The 18,770-nt window shown below is 69.9% G+C and carries 15 protein-coding genes; 11 read left to right on the forward strand and 4 right to left on the reverse strand.

Annotated elements, in window-relative coordinates; genetic code table 11:
- Positions 1 to 18: 18 nt before the first annotated feature.
- Complete coding sequence (locus tag BP68_RS09580; protein WP_496371033.1) at positions 19 to 576, reverse strand: HNH endonuclease; 558 nt, start codon at positions 574 to 576, stop codon at positions 19 to 21.
- A 163-nt stretch (positions 577 to 739) separates the two neighbouring features.
- Here BP68_RS09580 and BP68_RS09585 point away from each other — a divergent pair, with 163 nt between their 5' ends.
- The 3 genes from BP68_RS09585 (at position 740) to lspA (ending at position 5,273) form a co-directional block, all read left to right on the forward strand.
- A complete protein-coding gene (locus tag BP68_RS09585; RefSeq protein ID WP_496371035.1) occupies positions 740 to 1,795 on the forward strand; it encodes a bifunctional riboflavin kinase/FAD synthetase in 1,056 nt (351 codons plus the stop codon).
- A 119-nt stretch (positions 1,796 to 1,914) separates the two neighbouring features.
- Complete coding sequence (gene ileS, locus BP68_RS09590; RefSeq protein ID WP_496371037.1) at positions 1,915 to 4,770, forward strand: isoleucine--tRNA ligase; 2,856 nt, start codon at positions 1,915 to 1,917, stop codon at positions 4,768 to 4,770.
- Positions 4,770 to 5,273 carry a signal peptidase II gene (lspA, locus tag BP68_RS09595; RefSeq protein WP_496371039.1) on the forward strand — a complete coding sequence of 168 codons (504 nt, stop codon included), beginning with the start codon at positions 4,770 to 4,772 and terminating at the stop codon, positions 5,271 to 5,273. The genes ileS and lspA overlap by 1 nt, the downstream gene beginning before the upstream one ends.
- On the opposite strand, the gene BP68_RS09600 is transcribed toward lspA, so the two are convergent.
- Positions 5,270 to 6,079 carry a helix-turn-helix transcriptional regulator gene (locus BP68_RS09600; protein WP_496371041.1) on the reverse strand — a complete coding sequence of 270 codons (810 nt, stop codon included), beginning with the start codon at positions 6,077 to 6,079 and terminating at the stop codon, positions 5,270 to 5,272. The genes lspA and BP68_RS09600 overlap by 4 nt on opposite strands.
- A gap of 76 nt (positions 6,080 to 6,155) precedes the next feature.
- Between BP68_RS09600 and BP68_RS09605 the strand changes: the two genes are divergently transcribed.
- Entirely contained in the window at positions 6,156 to 7,037 is an 882-nt protein-coding gene (locus BP68_RS09605) for a DMT family transporter (protein WP_496371043.1), read from the forward strand.
- A gap of 118 nt (positions 7,038 to 7,155) precedes the next feature.
- Entirely contained in the window at positions 7,156 to 8,826 is a 1,671-nt protein-coding gene (locus BP68_RS09610; RefSeq protein ID WP_496371045.1) for a Na/Pi cotransporter family protein, read from the forward strand.
- On the opposite strand, the gene BP68_RS09615 is transcribed toward BP68_RS09610, so the two are convergent.
- A complete protein-coding gene (locus BP68_RS09615) occupies positions 8,817 to 9,803 on the reverse strand; it encodes a bile acid:sodium symporter family protein (protein WP_496371047.1) in 987 nt (328 codons plus the stop codon). The two genes, BP68_RS09610 and BP68_RS09615, sit on opposite strands and share 10 nt — an antisense overlap.
- A gap of 258 nt (positions 9,804 to 10,061) precedes the next feature.
- Between BP68_RS09615 and BP68_RS09620 the strand changes: the two genes are divergently transcribed.
- The 3 genes from BP68_RS09620 (at position 10,062) to BP68_RS09630 (ending at position 14,803) form a co-directional block, all read left to right on the forward strand.
- Positions 10,062 to 10,892, forward strand: a complete 831-nt coding sequence (locus BP68_RS09620; protein WP_496371049.1) for an SDR family oxidoreductase — start codon at positions 10,062 to 10,064, stop codon at positions 10,890 to 10,892.
- A gap of 105 nt (positions 10,893 to 10,997) precedes the next feature.
- On the forward strand, positions 10,998 to 12,104 hold the full coding sequence (locus tag BP68_RS09625) for a TRAP transporter substrate-binding protein (RefSeq protein ID WP_496371051.1): 1,107 nt from the start codon (positions 10,998 to 11,000) through the stop codon (positions 12,102 to 12,104).
- Positions 12,101 to 14,803, forward strand: a complete 2,703-nt coding sequence (locus tag BP68_RS09630; RefSeq protein WP_496371053.1) for a bifunctional diguanylate cyclase/phosphodiesterase — start codon at positions 12,101 to 12,103, stop codon at positions 14,801 to 14,803. Before BP68_RS09625 ends, BP68_RS09630 begins: the two co-directional genes overlap by 4 nt.
- On the opposite strand, the gene BP68_RS09635 is transcribed toward BP68_RS09630, so the two are convergent.
- Positions 14,786 to 15,688, reverse strand: a complete 903-nt coding sequence (locus BP68_RS09635) for a DMT family transporter (protein WP_496371055.1) — start codon at positions 15,686 to 15,688, stop codon at positions 14,786 to 14,788. The two genes, BP68_RS09630 and BP68_RS09635, sit on opposite strands and share 18 nt — an antisense overlap.
- Positions 15,689 to 15,832: 144 nt before the next feature.
- Between BP68_RS09635 and BP68_RS09640 the strand changes: the two genes are divergently transcribed.
- From BP68_RS09640 to BP68_RS09650, 3 genes are all read left to right on the forward strand, one after another.
- Positions 15,833 to 16,819, forward strand: a complete 987-nt coding sequence (locus BP68_RS09640) for a quinone oxidoreductase family protein (RefSeq protein ID WP_496371058.1) — start codon at positions 15,833 to 15,835, stop codon at positions 16,817 to 16,819.
- A gap of 9 nt (positions 16,820 to 16,828) precedes the next feature.
- Positions 16,829 to 17,641: an NUDIX hydrolase gene (locus BP68_RS09645; protein ID WP_496371060.1), complete on the forward strand. Its 813-nt coding sequence runs from the start codon at positions 16,829 to 16,831 to the stop codon at positions 17,639 to 17,641.
- Between the two features lie 336 nt (positions 17,642 to 17,977).
- Positions 17,978 to 18,770: RIFT barrel domain-containing protein (locus BP68_RS09650; RefSeq protein ID WP_496371062.1), on the forward strand; the 793-nt coding region annotated here is incomplete at its 3' end.

Below are 18,770 nucleotides of genomic sequence, written 5' to 3' on the forward strand. Positions count from 1 at the left end.
CGCCCCAGGCGCGGCGGCTCAGCTCAGCAGCCGCGACGACTTGGGCACATGGGCCATGAGGAACTCCATCTGGTCCGCCAGGATGCGGCGGTTGCGCAGGATGAAGTCCTCCCACAGGCTGGGCACATAGGGCGTGTACAGCAGCGGCATATGGGCCTGTTCGGGCGTGCGCGGCCCCTTGCGGTGGTTGCAGGGACGGCAGGCGGTGACCACGTTCATCCAGTGGTCCGCGCCCTGCCTGGCGAAGGGCACGATGTGCTCGCGGGTCAGGTCATGTTCCTGGAAATGCCCGCCGCAATAGGCGCAGATGTTGCGGTCGCGCGTGAACAGTTTGGAGTTGGAGAGGCTGGGGCGCAGGTCGAAGGGGCTGATGCTGGGCACGCCGCGCGTGCCGATGATGCTGCTCACCGCGATCTGCGACTGCTCGCCCGAGATCGCGTTGTACCCGCCGCGAAACAGCGCGATCTGCCCGCCCAGCTCCCAGCGCACCTCGCCCGCGGCATAGTGCGTGACCGCCTGTTCAAGCGTTATCCACGATTGCGGCAGCCCCTGGGCCGACAGTTTCAAGACCTTCACCACACGCCTCCTGCAACTGAACACAAGAATCGGAACGCTGACGTCTCGCCGGCGGGCCCACCATGGGCACCCCGGTAGCGCACAATATACTCCTTTCCATGACAAATTGGCGTCAAGCGCTTGATGGACTTGCGCCAACCGCTATCAAAATAAAAGCACTGCGATGAAGATCTTCCGCGGCTTCCATCATCCTGACGTGGCACCCGCCTGCGCCCTCACCATCGGCAACTTCGACGGAGTGCACCGTGGCCACCAGGCCATGCTGGCCCTGCTCAACAACGAGGCGCAGCACCGCGGCGTGCACAGCTGCGTGCTGACCTTCGAGCCCCACCCGCGCGACTACTTTGCCGGCCGGCACAAACGCCCCGAGCTGGCGCCCGCACGCATTGGCACGCTGCGCGACAAGCTCTCGGAGCTGGCGCGCTGCGGCGTGCAGCAAACCGTGGTGCTGCCGTTCAACGACCGGCTGGCCCGCCAGTCGCCCCAGGCGTTCATCGAGGACGTGATCATCCAGGGCCTGGGGGCGCGCTACATCCTGGTGGGCGACGACTTCCGCTTCGGCGCCCAGCGCGCGGGCGACTACCAGCTGCTGGACACCACCGGCCGCGACCGCGGCTTCGACGTGGCGCGCATGAACAGCTACGAGGTGCACGGCCTGCGGGTGTCCAGCTCCGCCGTGCGCGACGCACTCGCCGCCGGCCGCATGGGCGACGCGGCGCGGCTGCTGGGCCGGCCCTACGCCATTTCCGGCCATGTGGTGCATGGCCGCAAGCTGGGCCGCACGCTAGGCCACTCGGCCGCCAGCGGCCCGCACCAGGACGGCTTTCGCACGCTCAACCTGCGCTTTGCGCACTGGAAGCCGGCGGCCAGCGGCATCTTCGCCGTGCTGGTGCACGGCCTGCATGAACACCCCCTGCCCGGCGTGGCCAACCTGGGCGTGCGCCCCTCGCTCGACCCCCAGGACGTGAACGGCGGCCGTGTGCTGCTGGAGACGCATTGCCTGGAGTGGCCCGCCGCACTGGGCGCCGAAGGGGCCTACGGTAAAATCGTGCGCGTGGAACTCCTGCACAAACTGCATGACGAGCTGAAGTACGACAGCCTCGACGCCCTCACGGCCGGCATCGCCAAGGACTGCGATGATGCGCGTGCGTATTTCGCATCCACCCAGGCGCCCAGCTACACCGACACCCGGCGCCAGACCACCCGCGACCGAATTTGACGGGGCCGCCTTCGCCCCGCCTGCCGATGCCGGCGGGCCGGCCCTTGCGCTTGTGCCCCGCTCCGCCGCCCCACCTTTCCAGCGCCGCGCCTGGAACGCCCTAGATTTGAAGGTTCCCCATGTCCGACTCCAACGCCAAGAACGCCCCCGCCAGTGCCTACCGAGGCACGCTGAACATGCCCGACACGCCCTTCCCCATGCGCGGCGACCTGCCCAAGCGCGAGCCGGGCTGGGCCAGGGAATGGGATGAGAAGGGCATCTACAAGAAGCTGCGCGACGCGCGCTGCGGCGCGCCGAAATTCATCCTGCACGACGGCCCGCCGTACGCCAACGGCCAGCTGCACATCGGCCACGCGGTGAACAAGATCCTCAAGGACATGATCATCAAGGTGCGCCAGCTCGAGGGCTACGACGCGTTGTACGTGCCCGGCTGGGACTGCCACGGCCTGCCGATCGAGAACGCCATCGAGAAGCTGCACGGCCGCAACCTGCCGCGCGACGAGATGCAGGCCAAGGGCCGCGCGTTCGCCACCGAGCAGATCGCCCAACAGATGGCGGACTTCAAGCGCCTGGGCGTGCTCGGTGAGTGGGACAACCCCTACAAGACCATGAACTTCGCCAGCGAAGCCGGCGAGATCCGCGCGCTCAAGAAGGTGATGGAGCGCGGCTTCGTCTACCGCGGCCTGAAGCCCGTGTACTGGTGCTTCGACTGCGCCTCGTCGCTGGCCGAGTTCGAGATCGAATACCAGGACAAGAAGAGCCAGACGCTGGACGTGGCCTTCAAGGCCCACGACCCGGCCCGGCTGGCCGCGGCCTTCGGCCTGCCGTCGCTGTCCAAGGACGCCTTCGCGGTGATCTGGACCACCACGGCCTGGACCATCCCCGCCAACCAGGCGCTGAACCTCAACCCCGAGCTGCCCTACGCGCTGGTGAACACCGAGCGCGGCCTGTTCATCGTGGCCGAGACCCTGGTCGAGGCCTGCATGACGCGCTGGGGCCTCGCCGGCCAGGTGCTGGCCGTGGTGCAGGGCGAGAAGCTGGCCGGCCTGGAATTCGAGCACCCGCTGTACGACGTGGATGCAGGCTACCGCCGCCTGTCGCCTGTGTACCTGGCCGACTACGCCACGGCGTCGGACGGCACGGGCCTGGTGCACTCCTCGCCCGCCTATGGCGTGGACGACTTCAACTCCTGCGTCGCCCACGGCCTGGCGTACGACCAGATCCTGAACCCCGTGCAAGGCAACGGCCAGTACGCGGCCGACTTCCCGCTGTTCGGCGGCCAGCACATCTGGAAGGCCGTGCCGGTGATCATCGAGACGCTACAGAGCGCGGGCCGCCTGCTGCACACCACCACCATCACCCACAGCTACCCGCACTGCTGGCGCCACAAGACGCCCGTGATCTACCGCGCCGCGGCGCAGTGGTTCGTGCGCATGGACGAGGGCGAAGGCGTGTTCACCGACCCGGCCCAGAAGCCCGCCCAGACCCTGCGCCAGATCGCGCTGGACGCCATCGAGCACACGGCCTTCTATCCCGACAACGGCAAGGCCCGTCTGCGCGACATGATCGCCGGCCGGCCCGACTGGTGCATCTCGCGCCAGCGCAGCTGGGGCGTGCCGATCCCGTTCTTCCTGCACCAGGACTCGGGCGAGCTGCACCCGCGCACCATGGAGATCATCGACCAGGCGGCCGAGATCGTCGAAAAGGGCGGCATCGAGGCCTGGAGCCGCGTGACAGCCGAGGAAATCCTGGGCGCGCAGGACGCCCAGCACTACACCAAGAGCACCGACATCCTGGAGGTGTGGTTCGACTCCGGCTCCACCTTCTGGCACGTGATGCGCGGCACGCACCCCACCATGCACCACGACGAGGGCCCCGAGGCCGACCTGTACCTCGAAGGCCACGACCAGCACCGCGGCTGGTTCCACAGCTCGCTGCTGCTGGCCTCGGCCATCTACGGCCGCGCGCCCTACCGCAGCCTGCTCACGCACGGCTTCACGGTGGACGGCCAGGGCAAGAAGATGAGCAAGTCGCTGGGCAACACCGTCTCGCCGCAGGAGGTGAGCGGCAAGCTCGGCGCCGAGATCATCCGCCTGTGGTGCGCCGCCACCGACTACTCGGGCGACCTGGCCATCGACGACAAGATCCTGGCGCGCGTGGTGGACGCCTACCGCCGCATCCGCAACACGCTGCGCTTCCTGCTGGCCAACGTGAGCGACTTCGACCCCGCCCAGGACGCCGTGCCGTTCGAGCAGATGCTGGAGATCGACCGCTACGCCCTGTCGCGCGCGGCGCAGCTGCAGCAGGACATCCTGGCGCATTACAAGGTGTACGAATTCCACCCTGTGGTCGCCAAGCTGCAGTTGTACTGCTCGGAAGACCTGGGGGGCTTCTACCTCGACGTGCTCAAGGACCGCCTGTACACCACGGCGCCCAAGAGCCTGGCGCGCCGCAGCGCCCAGACGGCCCTGTACCAGATCACCCACGCCATGCTGCGCTGGATGGCGCCCTTCCTGTCCTTCACCGCCGAGGAAGCCTGGAAGGTGTTCGGCCACTCCGAGTCCATCTACCTGGAGACCTACGGCACCATCCCCACGGCCGACGAGGCACTGCTCGCCAAGTGGGAGCGCCTGCGCGCCATCCGCGATGCGGTGAACAAGGAGATCGAGGCCGTGCGTACCGCGGGCACCGTCGGCTCCTCGCTGCAGGCCGTGGTCACGCTCACCGCCGCCCCCGAAGACCATGCACTGCTGGCCAGCCTGGGCGACGACCTGAAGTTCGTGTTCATCGTTTCCGCTATTAATTTAGTAGCTGATAGCGCTTTACAGATAAGCGTCGGTGCCAGTTCTGATGCCAAATGCGAGCGCTGCTGGCACTACCGGGCCGATGTGGGCCAGCATGCCGAGCACCCCACGCTCTGCGGCCGCTGCGTGAGCAACCTCTACGGCACCGGCGAAAGCCGGGCGCACGCCTGATGGCCCGCGCCGGCAGCCCCCGCGGCAGCGGCGCCAGCCTGTGGCCCTGGCTGGCCTGGGCGGTGCTGCTCTTCGTCGCCGACCAGTTCACCAAGACGCTGATCCTGGGCTACTACCGCCTGGGCGACGCGACCTACGTGATCAGCTTCTTCAACATCGTGCGTGCGCACAACACGGGCGCGGCCTTCTCCTTCCTGGCCGACGCGGGTGGCTGGCAGCGCTGGCTGTTCACGGGCATCGGCCTGGCGGCCGCGGCCTTCATCCTGTGGCAGTTGCGTGCGCATCCGGGGCAGAAGCTGTTTTGCTTCTCCCTGTCCAGCATCCTGGGCGGCGCCATCGGCAACGTGGTGGACCGCATGCAGCACGGCTACGTGGTGGACTTTCTCGACTTCCACCTGCGCGGCTGGCATTTCCCGGCCTTCAACGTGGCCGACTGCGCCATCACCGTCGGGGCCGCCTGCCTGATCCTCGACGAGTTGCTGCGCGTGCGCCGGGCCAGCTAGCGCGCCGCCCGCGCGACGGCCCCCGGCGTGAGGCCGTAGGCGCGCACGAAGTGGCGGGTGAAGTGGCTCTGGTCGTGGAACCCCGCGTCCAGCGCCGCCTGCGCGATGGGCCGCCCCGCCAGCAGATCGCGGCGCGCGCGCTGCAGCTGGCGCTGCAGTCGGTAGGCATGGGGCGGCAGCCCCGTCTGGGCCTTGAACAGGCGCAGGAAATGCCAGGGGCTCAGGCCCGCCTCCCGCGCCAGGTCCTCCAGTGCCACGGGGGCCTGCGGCGCGGCGTCGATGCGCTCACATGCGCGGCGCAGGGCGGCCTGCGGCGCAGCGCCGGTGGCATGGCACGCGCCGAAGAGTTCCGCCAGGACTTCCAGCAAGGCCTGCTCGGCCACATCGTCCCGCCCTTCGGGCGCCAGCAATGCCGCATGCAGCCGCGCGAATGCCCGGGCCGCGCCGTGCGCGCCCAGCACGGGATGGTGAAACTCCGCCCCGGGTGACACACCCAGCAGCGCGGCATGGCGCGCAATCACCGGCGGGTCGAGGTACAGCATGCGCCAGGCGCGCGGCGCGCCCCACACGGGGCGGCCGTCATGCACCTCGTTGGGGTTCACCGTGACGAGATCGCCGGGCAGCGCACGCACGTCGCCACGCCCGCTCGCCGAGTCATGCACGCCCTGCAGCACGACGCCGATGCCGAACTGGTCATGCGTGTGCCGCCCCAGCGCCCGGTGCGATGCCGCCTCTACCGCGAGCACGCCCGGCCAGCGGGTGGCCCGTGCCGCAAACCGTTCCTGCTGTCTTTCCATGGCCCGCATTCTGCCCCCGGTGGCTGCGCAATATCGTGCAAGACGGCCCCGGCGGCGCGGCGTAGCGTGAGGACTTTTTTTGACCATGCCCTACCGCCTGACCGGATACCTGCTGCTCGCGCTCGCCATGATGACCGTCGGATCCACCGTGGTCGTCTCCAAGCTCCTCGCGGGCAGCATCACCCCCTTCATCGCCACGGTGCTGCGCCTGGCGCTGGCCCTACCCGTGCTGCTGGCGCTGGCCTGGTGGCGTGGCGAGCGCTGGCCCGCCCTGACGCGCCGCGAAGGCCTGCTGCTCACGCTGCAGGCCGCGGCGGGCAGCGTGGGCTACACGGTCTTCCTGATCGCGGGCATGGCCCATCTTCCGGCGGCGGATGCGGGCGTGGTCATCGGCACGCTGCCCGCCATGGCGGCCCTGTTCTCGGCCCTGGTGCTGGGCGAGCGGCCGGGCGCGCGCCTGGTGCTGGCCGTGCTGCTGGCCACGGGCGGCGTGCTCGCGGTGGCCTGGAGCGGGCACGCGCCCGCGCCCTCGACCGGCGTTTTTCTGGTGCTGGCGGCCGTGGTGTGCGAGAGCGCCTTCATCCTGCTGCACAAGCGCATGGTCCGCCCGCTGCCCCCGCTGACGCAGGCCACCGCCATGGCGGGCCTGGGCCTGCTCGTGGCCCTGCCTTTCGCCGCCTTCGAGCTGCCCACCGCCGCCCTGCCCTCGCCCGCCGCGCTGGCGGCCGTGGCCTGGTATGCCCTGGTGCCCACGGTGGGCGGCTTTTTGCTCTGGTACGCGGGCGCGGCCCGCGTGAGCGGCAGCGAGGCGGCGGCCTTCACCGCCGTGGCGCCGCTCACGGCCGTGGCCCTCGCGGCGCTCTGGCTGGGCGAGGCCGTCGGCACGCGCCAGGCGCTGGGCGCCCTGGCGGTGCTGCTGGGCATTCTGGTACTGGCGCTGCCGCAGCGGGCCCCGCGGACGGCCTGAGCCGCGCAAGCCCCTGCCGCAGGCCCCGCGGACGGCTGCTTCCGGGCGCCGGCGGGTGATTCGGCGGTATGCTGCAACGCTCGTTGCCGCGGGGCCCTGCCCCTTCAGAACACCGTCCATGAAGCATTTGTTGAACCTGCTGGCCGCCATCGCCCTCCTGGTGTGGGGCACGCACCTGGTGCGCACGGGGGTGCTGCGCGTGTTCGGCGCCAACCTGCGCGCCATGCTGGCGCGCAGCATGGGCAACCGCTTCAGCGCCGCCCTGTCGGGCATGGGCGTGACGGCGCTGGTGCAGTCGAGCACCGCCACCTCGCTCATGACCTCGTCCTTCGTGGGCCAGGGCCTGATCACGCTGCCCGCGGCGCTGGCCGTGATGCGCGGCGCCGACGTGGGCACGGCGCTGATGTCGGTGCTGTTCTCCCTGGACCTGTCCTGGCTGTCGCCGCTGTTCATCTTCGTCGGTGTGGTGCTGTTTCTGGCACGCCAGGCCGGCACCGCCGGGCGCGTGGGGCGCGTGCTCATCGGCCTGGGGCTGATGCTGCTGGCGCTGGAGATGGTGGTGCAGGCCAGCGGCCCCATGCTGGCCTCGCCCGTCATCAAGGTGATGCTGGGCTCGGTGAGCAGCGACATCGTGCTGGAGATCGTCCTGGGCGCGGTGCTGGCCGTTCTGGCCTACTCCAGCCTGGCCATCGTGCTGCTGATCGCGGCCATGGCCGCCTCGCATGTGGTGCCGCTGGAGGTGGCCCTGGGCCTGGTGCTGGGCGCCAACCTGGGCAGCGGCCTGGTGGCCGTGCTGACCACCGCCAAGTCGGCCGTGGAGGTGCGCCAGGTCACTGTGGGCAACCTGGTGTTCAAGCTCATGGGGGTGGCGCTGGTGGCGCCCTTCATCGGCCTGTGGCTCAAGTACCTGCAGCCCCACATGCCGGGCGTGGCCCACGGCGTGGTGCTGTTTCACCTGGCCTACAACGTGGTCATCAGCGTGGGCTTCATCGGCTTCACCCAATGGGTGGCGCGCGGGGTGGCGCGATTGCTGCCCAAGCCCGAGGGCGTGCAACGCCGCCGGCCCCAGCATCTGGACCCATCGGCCCTGTCCACGCCGTCGCTGGCCATCTCCTGCGCGGCGCGCGAGGCCCTGTACCAGGCCGACGTGGTCGAGACCATGCTGCTCGGCATGCTGCAGGTCATCCGCAGCAACGACCTGGAACTGGCCGAGCGCCTGCGCAAGATGGACGACGAGGTGGACGAGCTCTACTCCGCCATCAAGTACTACCTGACCAAGATCTCGCGCGAGGCCCTGGGCGAGGAGGAAAGCCGCCGCTGGGCCGACATCATCAGCTTCACGATCAACATGGAGCAGGTGGGCGACATCATCGAACGCGTGCTGCAGGACATCGAGGAAAAGAAGATCCGCAAGGGCCGCGACTTCTCAGAGGCCGGCATGGCCGAGATCGTCGAACTGCACCAGCGCCTGCTGAACAACCTGCGCCTGGGCATGAGCGTGTTTCTCAACGGCAACGTGCGCGACGCCCAGCGCCTGCTGGAGGAAAAGGTGCGCTTTCGCGATCTGGAACGCGCCTACGCCGCCAGCCACCTGCTGCGCCTGTCCGACAAGACGGTGCAGAGCATGGAGACGAGCTCGCTGCACATCGACCTGATCAGCGACCTCAAGCGCATCAACTCGCACATCTGCTCCATCGCCTATCCCATCCTGGAGTCGGCCGGCGTGCTGGCGCCCAGCCGCCTGAAACCCTCGCGCCCGGTCACGGCGCCGCTCGGCGATCACCCCTGATGCGCCTGCGCCTTCGGGCGCCGCGCGTAGCGCTGCGCCAGCACCGCGCACACCATCAGCTGCATCTGGTGGAACACCATCAGCGGCAGCACGATGGCGCCCGCCGCCTGCGAGGCGAACAGCACCTTGGCCATGGGCACGCCGCTCACCAGGCTTTTCTTGGAGCCGCAGAACACGATGGTGATCTCGTCCTCCTTGGAAAAGCCCAGGCGACGCGCCAGCCAGGTGGTGGTGGTGAGCGCCGCCGCCAGGATCACGGCACACACCACCAGCAGGCCGGCCAGCGCCGGAAGCGGCAACTGGCGCCACAGCCCCGCCACCACGGCGGCGCTGAAGGCCGTGTAGACCACCAGCAGCACCGAGCCCTGGTCCACGTACTTGAGCACCGCCGCGTGGCGGCCGATGAAGCCCCCGATCCAGGGTCGCAGCACATGCCCCGCCACGAAGGGCAGCAGCAACTGCAGCATGATGCGCCCGATGCTGCCCAGCACATCCTGCTGGGCTGAGCCCGCCTGCGGCAGCACCACGCTCACCAGCAGCGGCGTGATCACGATGCCCAGCAGCGTGGAGGCCGACGCGCTGCAGATCGCGGCCGCCATGTTGCCGCGCGCCATCGCGGTGAAGGTGATGGCCGACTGCACCGTGGCCGGCAGCACGCACAGGTAGAGCACGCCCAGGTACAGCTCGGGCGTCACCAGCGGCTGCAGCACGGGCTTGAGCAGCCAGCCCAGCAGGGGAAACAGCACGAAGGTGCTGCCCACCACCACCAGGTGCAGCCGCCAGTGGCCCAGGCCCGCCATCACGGCCTGGCGCGACAGCTTGGCGCCATGCAGGAAGAACAGCAACGCCACCACGGCCACCGTCACCTTTTCCAGTACGGCGCCTATCGCGCCGGAGGCCGGCGCCACGCTGGCCAGCGCCACGATGGCGACGAGCGCAAGGGTGAAGTTGTCGGGAAGCAGTCGGGAACGGGCCATGGTGAAGCGATCAGCGGTGAGGACGGTCCGCCCCGGGCCACGCGAAGGCGCAGGGGCGCGCGGGCGGTCCCGCAGGGCAGGGATTCTGGCCCATGCCGCCCCCGCGTGCCGGGCACGCACGGTTTCCCGAGCGCAGCAGTGCCGGACGACACGCTGCGGTTACACACTCGTGCGCCGACTTGCTGCAACGTGGGGCGCTGTCCACTATGATCGTTTCAAACTGTTAAAAGCCCCGGCGAGGGCGGCACGGAGTACGCGATGGATTTAGGCATTGCCGGCAAATGGGCCCTGGTCTGCGGCGCTAGCAAGGGACTGGGACGCGGCTGCGCGCAGGCGCTGGCGCGCGAGGGCGTGAACCTGGTGATCAATGCCCGCAACGCGCAGGAGTTGCAGCAAACAGCTACATATTTGATAGCTGAATGCGCAAGCGCAGAAAGCGCCAGAGGCCAAAATAACCCCAAACCCCAGGTACTGACCGTGGCCGCGGACATCACCACGCCCGAGGGCCGTGCGGCCGCCTTCAGCGTGGCCGGCGGACCGGGCCGGGATTTCGACATCGTCGTCACCAACGCCGGCGGCCCGCCGCCCGGCGACTTCCGCCACTGGGACCGCGAGGCCTGGCTGCGCGCCGTGGACGCGAACATGCTGACCCCCATCGAACTCATCCGCGCCACGGTGGACGGCATGGCGCAGCGCGGCTTTGGCCGCATCGTCAACATCACCTCCAGCGCCGTGAAGGCCCCCATCGACATCCTGGGCCTGTCCAACGGCGCGCGCAGCGGGCTGACGGGCTTCGTGGCCGGCGCCGCGCGCAGCGCCATCGCCGCCCGCGGCGTCACCATCAACAACCTGCTGCCCGGCAAGTTCGACACCGACCGCCTGGCGGGCACCATCACCGCCGCCGCCAACCAAGCGGGCAAGAGCGTGGACGAGCTGCGCCGCGCGCAGCAGGCCGCCATCCCCGCGGGGCGCTTTGGCACGCCGCAGGAGTTCGGTGCCATCTGCGCCTTCCTGTGCAGCGTGCAGGCGGGTTACATCACGGGGCAGAACGTGCTGGCCGATGGGGGCGCCTACCCCGGCACGTTCTGAGAGCGCCGCAGGGGAATGGCGCACGGAAGGAGTAGGCCCCAGGATCGCTGCGGCACCCGCCGGGGCGGGCGCCGCGCCAGGACATTGGCTTTGGAGGGCTGTCTCATGCACATGCTGCGAGATCTGATCCACGGGCTGGCCACGCGCCGGCTGGCACCGCTGTTGGGTGCGGCGCTACTGTGCGCAGGCGGGCAGGCGCCCGCGGCGCCGTCCGCACAGCCGGAAGCTGCCACGGGGTTTCGGCTGCGCGTGGTGGGCGGGCTGGGCGCCGTCACGCAATACACGCAGCTCGAGGCGCCGTTCTGGACGCGCGACCTGCCGCGCCTGAGCCAGGGCCGCTTCAGCGCCGACATCGTGCCCTTCGACCGCGCTGGCGTGCCCGGCATGGAAATGCTGCGCCTGCTGCAGTTGGGCGTGGTGCCGTTCGGCACCATTCTCATGAGCTCGCTGTCGGCGCAGTACCCGCAGTACACGGCCGCGGACCTGCCCGGGCTCAACCCCGACATGGCGGCGCTGCGCACGTCGCTGGCCGCCTTCCGCCCGTACCTGGAGCGCGCCTTGCGCGATGACCACGGCATCGAGCCCCTGGCGGTGTACGTCTATCCGGCCCAGGTGCTGTTTTGCAAGCGGCCGCTGAGCGGCCTGGCGGACCTGCGCGGGCGGAAGGTGCGTGTGTCGTCGGCGGCGCAGGGTGATTTCATCGCCGCCCTGGGAGCCCTCCCGCAGCTCGTGCCGTTCGCGCAACTGCTCAAGAGCATGGAGACCGGCGCCAGCGAATGCGCCGTGACCGGCGCGATGTCGGGCAACATCCTCGGACTGCACCAACACGCCAGCCACCTGTACCCCATGCCCATCAGCTGGGGAATGGCCGTCTTCGGCGCCAACCGCTCGGCCTGGCTGGCCTTGCCCGATGAGCTGCGCCTGCTGCTGCAGGCCGAGCTGCCCAAGCTGGAGACCGCCATCTGGCTCAGCGCCGAGGCGGAAACGGCCCAGGGCGTGGCCTGCAATACCGGCAGCCTGCGCTGCACGACCGGGCGCCGCGGCGAGATGGCCCTGGTCGCCGTGAGCCGGCAAGACGACGCGAACCGCGAGGCCATCTTCAACACCACGGTGCTGCCGCGCTGGATACGGCGCTGCAGCGTGTCCTGCGCCGACATCTGGCGCCGCACCATCGGCCCGGCGCGGGGCATTGCCGTGCCCGCCGTGCCATGAGACTGGCCGCCAGCAAGCGATTGTCCCTGGCCGTCTGGAGCGTGGTCGGGGTGTTCCTCCTCGGCCTGGCCTCGGCCGTAGCCGGGCTGCTGTGGAACGCCCGCGCCGATGCACTGGCCGCGAGCGAGGCCCGCGTCACCCGCTTTGCCACGGGGGCTGAGGCCAGCATGAACCGTGTGCTGCTGTCGTTCGACGTGCTGCTGGCCACCTCCGAGGAATTGCTGGGCATGGGCCGCAGCCGCCGCGCGGACTTCGACGCGCGCGCCGCCAGCGAATCGCTGCGCAGCGCGGCCCGCCAGAACCTGATGCTGCGCTACGTGGCGCTGCTGGACGCGCAGGGCGCCTTGCTGGCCTCGTCGGCACGCGGGGGCGACCTGCAGGCCGTCGAGCTGCCGGAAGGCTTTCTGGCCACCGCCATGGCCCCGGCCGTGGCCACGCTGACCCTGAGCCAGCCGCTCGTGAGCGCCACCAGCTCCGAGCGCGTGCTCTACGCGGCGCGCCAGTTGCGGCTGGCCGACGGCACGCCGCTGCTGGCCGTGGCCCAGGTGCCCACGGACGCGCTGGTCTCGGTGCTCATGCAAGGACTGAACACGCCCGAGCTGGAGGTGACGCTGGAGCGTGCGCAGGGCGACCTGCTCATCGGCGTGGAGGCGCCCCAGGGAGCGGTGGAGCGCCAGCACACGGCAGCGCCCTCCCTGCGCGAAGAGGGCGCCCGCCATGGCCGCCCGGGCTTCTGGAAGGCGCGTGCGCGCCTGTCGGGCGCACCGGCGCTGGTCACGGCGCGGCCCCTGCTGTACCAGGACCTGTGGATCACGGCCAGCCTGCCGCGGGCGGCGGCCCTGGCCACCTGGAAGCAGGAGGCGCTGGTCGTGGCCCTGGGGGCCCTGCTGCTCGGCGCCACGGTGGTGGCGGCCGGCGTGCTGGCCACCCTCTATCTCAAGCGCATGTACCGCGCTCGGCAGGTGGTGGCGCGCTCCAAGGCCGCGCTGGACCAGGCGCTGGGGGCCATGGTGAGCGGCTTCATGCTGCTGGATGCGAACCACTGCGTGGTGCAATGGAACCGGCGCTTCGAGGAAATTTTCCCCTGGCTCGCGGGCATCATGGGCGTGGGCATGCCGTTTCGCCGCGTGCTGGAGACCACGGCCCACTACCACCTGCCCGGCGCCAGCGCCCAGGAAAAACGCGACTGGGTGGAGCAGCGTCTGGAGCAGCAAAGCCCGCAAGGCACGTACGAGCAGCGCCTGCCCAACGGCCACTTCATCCAGATCACCGAACGGGCCACGCCGGAAGGCGGCCTGGTCATCATCTACCACGACGTCACCGACCTGCGCCTGGCCACGGCCGAGGTCGAGCAGCTGGCGTTCTACGACCCGCTGACCGGCCTGCCCAACCGCCGCCTGCTGCTCGACAGCATCGGCCACGCCTGCGCGGCCGCGGTGCGCGCGGGCACGCAGGGCGCGGTGCTGTTCATCGACCTGGACCACTTCAAGAACCTCAACGACAGCCTGGGCCACGAGATGGGCGACCTGCTGCTGCAGCAGGTGGCCAAGCGCCTGGTGGGCAGCGTGCGTGCAGCCGACACGGTGGCGCGGCTGGGGGGGGACGAGTTCGTGGTCATGCTGGTGGACCTGCCGCGGGATGCCACCCAGGCCGCAGACCAGGCCCGCCGCGTGGCCGAGAAGATCGTGCAACTGCTGGCCCAGCCCTACCAGATTGCCGGCCAGACCTACCACGGCAGCTGCAGCATAGGCGCCACGCTGTTCGGCGACGGGCTGCAGACCGCCGCCGAGGTGCTCAAGCAGGCCGACATCGCCATGTACCAGGTGAAGGCGGCGCACGGCAATGCGCTGTGCTTCTTCGACCCACGCATGCAGGAGGCCATCAACCAGCGCGCACGGCTGGAGGCCGACCTGCAGGAGGCCCTGGAAGCCAACCAGTTCCTGCTGTACCTGCAGCCCCAGTTCATGCAGGACGGCACGATGGTGGGGGTGGAGGCGTTGCTGCGCTGGCAGCACCCGGTGCGCGGCCTGGTGCCGCCCGCGCAGTTCATCGGCGTGGCGGAAGGCAGCGAACTCATCGTGCCCATCGGGCGCTGGGTGCTGCGCCATGCCTGCGAGCTGCTCGCCCGCTGGCAGGACGATCCGTATCTGAGCACGCTGTCGCTGAGCGTGAACGTGAGCGCGCGCCAGTTCCGCCAGCCCGACTTCGTGGAGCTGGTCACGCGGCTGCTGCAGCAGACGGGCGCCCGCGCGCACCGGCTGGAGCTGGAGCTCACCGAGTCCCTGGTGCTGGAGGATGTGGACGACTCCATCGCCAAGATGCACCAGCTGCGCACCAAGGGCGTGCGCTTCGCGGTGGATGACTTCGGCACCGGCTACTCGTCGCTGGCCTATCTCACGCGGCTGCCCCTGCACCGGCTGAAGATCGACAAGTCCTTCGTGCACCACCTGGGCGAGCGCCACAGCGACAACGTGGTGGTGCAGACCATTCTGGGCATGGCGCGCAACCTGGAGCTGGAGGTGGTGGCCGAGGGCGTGGAGACCGAGGCGCAGCGCGAATTCCTGGCGCTGCACGGCTGCGACCTGTACCAGGGCTACCTGTTCGCGCGCCCCATGCCGGTGGCGGAGCTGGAGGTCATGCGGGCGCCGCGGCCGGCGCCCGCGCCCCCTGCCGGCGTGGTGCTAGCCGCGCCGCGATGACACCACGATCCCGCCCACGATGAGGGCGAAGGCCGCCGCGTGGTACAGATGCGGCACCTCGCCCAGGAAGGCCGCCGAGAGCACGGCCGCGAACAGCGGCGTGAGGTTGATGAAGAAGCCCCCCAGCACCGGCCCCGCGCGCTGCACGCCCACGCCCCAGAAGCGGTAGGCCAGGATGGCCGGGCCGATGGCGATGAAGGCCAGGCCCGCCGCCAGCGGCCAGCCCCAGACGATGTCCAGGGGGCCGCCCACCCATTCCGCGCCCGCGAAGGCGCCCGACCAGCCCAAGCCGAAGACCATCTGCGCCATGAGGAAGGCCGCCCAGTCGCCGCGCAGGCCCTGGGGCTCGTGGGTGCGCACCAGCAGCCAGCTGTAGACCGACCAGGAGATGGTGGCCAGCACCATGTACAGGTCGCCGGGCACCAGGCGCAGCTCCAGCAGCTGCTGCCAACTGCCGCGGCTGAGCACCAGCAGCACGCCCGCGATCGACAGCACCACGCCCGCGACCTGCCGGCGCGAGGCCGGCACGCCGAAGAACAGCGCGCCCACGATCAGCATCCACACGGGCATGCCCGCGCCCACCAGGGTCACGTTCAGCGGCGTGGACGTCTGCAGGGCCATGTACTGCAGCGCGTTATAGCTGCCGATGCCGAACAGCCCCAGCAGCGCGTAGCGGCGCCAGTGCGGCCACAGCGCGCTGCCGGGGCGCAGCACCTGCCAGGCCAGGGGCAGCAGCAGCGCGAAGGCCAGCAGCCAGCGCGCGAAGTTCAGGGTGATGGGAGGAATCAGCGTGTGCAGCGCACGGCCTACCACGGCATTGCCGGCCCACAGCAGCGGCGCGGCGACGAGCATCGCAATGGTGCCCGGCGAAAGTCGTTCGTTCATAGGGGGTGCAACTGTAAGCCAAAGAGATGACAGGCTGCGTCAACCGCGGTGGCCCGCGCGCGGCAAGGGCCCGTGAAACATGGCACGATTCCGCAATACCGCTTTGGTGAACCCCACAACAACCGCTTCAAGGAGACCGCACCCATGACCCTCGCCGTACAGATCCGCCAGCACGGCGGCCCCGAGGAGCTGCAGATTACCGACGTGCAGGTGGGCGACCCCGGGCCGGGCGAGGTGCGCATCCGCCACCACGCCGTGGGCCTGAACTTCATCGACGTGTACCACCGCACGGGCCTGTACCCTCTCACCATGCCCGCGGGCATCGGCATGGAGGGCGCCGGCGTGATTGAGGCCGTGGGCGAGGGCGTCACGCACCTGCGGGTGGGCGACCGCGCGGCCTATGCCAGCAACCCGCCGGGCAGCTACTGCGAGGTGCGCGTGATGCCCGCCAAGTGCGTGTGCAGGCTGCCCGACGCCATCAGCTTCGAGACCGGCGCGGCCATGATGCTCAAGGGCCTGACGGCGCAGTACCTGCTCAAGAAGACGCGCCCTGTCGAAGGGCTGGAGCCGGGTGACTTCGTGCTGTTCCACGCGGCGGCCGGCGGCGTGGGCCTGATCGCCTGCCAGTGGGCCAAGGCCCTGGGCCTGCGCCTCATCGGCACGGCCGGCAGCGACGCCAAGTGCCGGCTGGCGCTGGCCAATGGCGCAGCGCATGCCATCAACTACGCCACCGAGGACTTCGCCGCGCGCGTGAAGGAGATCACGGAGGGCAAGGGCGTGAAGGTGGTCTACGACTCGGTGGGCAAGGACACCTGGGACAAGTCGCTCGAATGCCTGCGCCCCTTCGGGCTGATGGCCAGCTTCGGCAATGCCTCGGGCCCCGTGCCGCCGTTCGCACCGGGTGCGCTGGGCGCCAAGGGCTCGCTCTACGTCACGCGCCAGACGCTGTTCACCCACATCGCCACGCGCGAGGCCACGCAGGCCATGGCGGACGACCTGTTCGCCGTGGTGGCCAGCGGGCAGGTGCAGATCCACATCGCGCAGCGCTACGCCCTCACCGACGTGCAGCAGGCGCACCGCGACCTGGAGGCGCGCAAGACCACCGGCTCCACCATCCTCACGCTGCAGTGAAGGCCGCCCATGCCTAGCCATCCGCCGGCCTGGGTGGCTGCCGCGCGCGCCCGTGCCGCCTGCGGCCCGACCGCGCCGCGCATGCCGCTGCTCGTGGGGCAGGAGCCCGTGGGCTCGGTGGATGCCGATGTTTTGAATCAAATCGGCCTGCAGCGCTTACTGGATAAGCGCCACAAGCTATCAATAGTAGAGCACTCTGGCGCGCCCGCCTGGGCCTTGCCGGCCGGCGACGCCACCGCAGCGCTGAACGCCCTGGCCCTGGCGCTGCGCGCCGCCGGCCGCTGCGGCCCCTGGCGCGACGAGCAACTGGCCGTGTGCGCTGCCGACGGGCGCCGCCTGGCCACCGTCGAGCGCGGCGCCGTGCGCGTGCTGGGCCTGGCCACGCAGGCCGTGCACCTGGTGGGCTGCACGGCGGACGGCGCCATGTGGGTGCAGCAGCGTTCGCACACCAAGCCCAACCACCCGGGCCTGTGGGACACGCTGATGGGCGGCATGGTGTCCGCGGCCGACAGCCTGGAGCGCGCGCTGGAGCGCGAAACCTGGGAAGAGGCCGGCCTGCGCATCGACGACCTGGGTGCGCTGGCCCATGGCGGCCATGTGGACTTCGCCCAGCCCAGCGACGAGGCGGGCGGCGCCGGCTACATGGTGGAGCGCATCGACTGGTTCCGCGCCACGCTGTCCAGCGGCACCCAGCCCGCGAACCAGGACGGCGAGGTGGAGCGCTTCGAATGCCTCTCGCACGCCCAGGTGCAGCAGCGCCTGGCGCAGGGCGCCTTCACGCCCGAGGCGGCGCTGGTGCTGGCGGCCTTCTACGGCTGGTGAGCCGGCGGGGCCTGGTCCGGCCCCGCCCCAGTCGTTACCGCAGGTAAGGCGGTTACGTCCGCCTCCCGGAAACGGTGTACACCGGAAGCCTGCGGTGACAAATCCTTGCACGCGGAGCAACATCGGGCTCGGATAATTTCTGGAGCTTTTGGCAGTGCACCGCTGACTCGCGGGTATTTCATGCCATCCATTCAAAAAGCTCGCCGTGCAGCCCTGCTTCTGCGCGGATGTTCGCCATCTGGTCTGGTGCCAGGACGCCACCATGACAGCGGCACGCGACATGTGCCGCGTATCCAGCATTCCCTCAGGTCCAACGAAGTACCAAGGCATCCCCCCATGGACACTCCCGTCATTCGCAACAACTCTCACCGTGGCGATCGCCACAAGTGGCTCTGCAGCCTCTTCCTTCTCGTGACCCTGTCGGCCTGCGGTGGTGGCGGCGGCGGCAACAGCATCGACAGCGGCGGTAGCGGCGGTAGCGGCGGCAGCATCGACAGCGGCAGTGGCGGCAGCAGTAGCGGCGGCGGCAGTTCGGTGCCCGACACCCCTGCCCCGGCGCCCACGCCCTTCAGCTGCGCCAGCGACGCCCTCACCTGCGTCGAGGTCGTCTCCACCAGCTCCCAGACCCAGGCCAGCCTGCCCGTCACCTTCGGCCAGCCCTTCAAGTCCGGCGACTGGCAGCCCTCCACCCAGGGCCTCGTGGCCAAGGTCGCCGGCTCTTCCATCCCGCTGCAGACCGATGAGGTCTCCTCCCACCGCGACGGCTCCGCCCGCTTTGCCGTGCTCAGCGCCCAGCTGAGCAATGTCCAGCCCGGCGAGACGCGCATCATCAATCTCTACCCCGGCTCCAAGTCTTCCAGCACCCCCAGCGTTCCCGCCGCTCCGGCCTGGAACCTGGAGCTGGAGGCCAAGGTGTATGACGCCAGCGGCAATGTGAGCGCCACCTTGGTGGCCCAGCCCCAGGCCCAGCTGCAAAACCAGATCGCGCAGGGCTCGGGCCGCCGCCTGAGCGGCGCCGTGGCGACCGAGTACACGGTGGTCACGCCGTTCAAGAACAAGGCCACCGGCGCCGTGCATCCGCATCTGTCGGCGCGTCTGCACACCGCGCTCTACGATGGCGGCAACCGTA

The organism is Diaphorobacter oryzae DSM 22780 (assembly GCF_059568935.1).

Coding starts and splice junctions, on each gene's coding strand:
- BP68_RS09585 (WP_496371035.1), top strand. CDS start 740: ATGAAGATCTTCCGCGGCTTCCATCATCCTGACGTGGCACCCGCCTGC.
- ileS (WP_496371037.1), top strand. CDS start 1,915: ATGTCCGACTCCAACGCCAAGAACGCCCCCGCCAGTGCCTACCGAGGC.
- lspA (WP_496371039.1), top strand. CDS start 4,770: ATGGCCCGCGCCGGCAGCCCCCGCGGCAGCGGCGCCAGCCTGTGGCCC.
- BP68_RS09600 (WP_496371041.1), bottom strand. CDS start 6,079: ATGCGGGCCATGGAAAGACAGCAGGAACGGTTTGCGGCACGGGCCACC.
- BP68_RS09605 (WP_496371043.1), top strand. CDS start 6,156: ATGCCCTACCGCCTGACCGGATACCTGCTGCTCGCGCTCGCCATGATG.
- BP68_RS09610 (WP_496371045.1), top strand. CDS start 7,156: ATGAAGCATTTGTTGAACCTGCTGGCCGCCATCGCCCTCCTGGTGTGG.
- BP68_RS09615 (WP_496371047.1), bottom strand. CDS start 9,803: ATGGCCCGTTCCCGACTGCTTCCCGACAACTTCACCCTTGCGCTCGTC.
- BP68_RS09620 (WP_496371049.1), top strand. CDS start 10,062: ATGGATTTAGGCATTGCCGGCAAATGGGCCCTGGTCTGCGGCGCTAGC.
- BP68_RS09625 (WP_496371051.1), top strand. CDS start 10,998: ATGCACATGCTGCGAGATCTGATCCACGGGCTGGCCACGCGCCGGCTG.
- BP68_RS09630 (WP_496371053.1), top strand. CDS start 12,101: ATGAGACTGGCCGCCAGCAAGCGATTGTCCCTGGCCGTCTGGAGCGTG.
- BP68_RS09635 (WP_496371055.1), bottom strand. CDS start 15,688: ATGAACGAACGACTTTCGCCGGGCACCATTGCGATGCTCGTCGCCGCG.
- BP68_RS09640 (WP_496371058.1), top strand. CDS start 15,833: ATGACCCTCGCCGTACAGATCCGCCAGCACGGCGGCCCCGAGGAGCTG.
- BP68_RS09645 (WP_496371060.1), top strand. CDS start 16,829: ATGCCTAGCCATCCGCCGGCCTGGGTGGCTGCCGCGCGCGCCCGTGCC.